The sequence below is a fragment of the Acetomicrobium mobile genome (genome assembly GCF_937920065.1).
This window is the reverse complement of the sequence record NZ_CALETC010000046.1, coordinates 1-1,168: the sequence shown is the minus strand read 5'-3', so window position 1 is coordinate 1,168 and position 1,168 is coordinate 1. Positions and strand designations below refer to the sequence as shown.

The window sequence follows — 1,168 nt, the reverse complement described above, 5'->3', positions numbered from 1 at the left end:
TCCGTCAAGGCATACCCCTGAAACAATCAAGCCTTCCTTTTCCAAGCGATTTCTGTAATCATTATTAAACTCCCATCTATGACGGTGTCTCTCGTACACCGTGGTCAACCCGTATGCCTTGTAAGCCAACGTATCTGTTTTTATCTCGCAAGGATAAGAACCCAATCTCATGCTTCCGCCAATTTTTGAAATAACTTTTTGCTCCTCGAGTAAATGGATTACCGGATTAGGAGTCCCGGGATCAAACTCTGAACTATGAGCTGATGCTATGGAACATACATTCCTTGCAAATTCGATCACAGCTATCTGCATCCCAAGGCACAAGCCAAAATAGGGAATTAGATTTTCGCGCGCATATCGCGCTGCCATAATTTTACCTTCGACACCTCTTCTGCCAAACCCCCCCGGGACAAGAATAGCATCTACCCCTTTAAGGTTGTCAACACCAAGTCTCTCAACTTCCTCGGCTTCAACATAACGAATACAAACTTTAGCATTGTTATTTACGGCAGCATGTTCTATGGCCTCGTTTACCGAAAGATAAGCATCTTTATGACCAATATATTTGCCTACCAATGCTATTTCGGCTCTTTTAGAGGGCGATTTACTTCGCCGCAGGTAGTTCTCCCACTCCCGTAGGTCGGGCTCACCAGTTCTATCTAGACCCAACATTTCCATGACCATAACATCGAAGTTTTGCTTTTGTAAAAGAATCGGAATCTCGTAAATGTTATCGACATCTATTGCCTCGATAACGGCTTTTTTCTTAACATTACAAAATAGAGCTATCTTATCTTTTACCTCATCATTTAGTGGACGACTTGTCCTGCAGATTACTATATCGGGCTGTATCCCTATCCGCCTGAGCTCGTTCACGCTATGTTGTGTTGGCTTTGTCTTAGACTCTCCTGCAGTGGGGATAAAAGGAACTAAGGTAACATGGCAATAAATCACGTTTTCACGACCTACCCTATAACCAAGTTGCCTTATTGCCTCCAAGAAAGGCTGTCCTTCTATGTCCCCCACAGTTCCTCCGATCTCGATCAATACCACGTCATAGCCTTCCCCAGCCTTCAGTATCCTTTCCTGTATCTCGTTCGTAATGTGTGGAATCACTTGAACGGTAGCCCCCAGATACTTCCCCTCCCGTTCTTTTTTTATAACCGAA

The 1,168-nt window shown here is 44.0% G+C and carries 1 protein-coding gene; it reads right to left on the bottom strand.

Annotated elements, in window-relative coordinates:
• Positions 1–1,161, bottom strand: a 1,161-nt coding sequence (locus Q7P41_RS01815; protein WP_369693124.1) for a CTP synthase, incomplete at its 3' end; no start/stop codon positions are given.
• Positions 1,162–1,168: the final 7 nt, after the last annotated feature.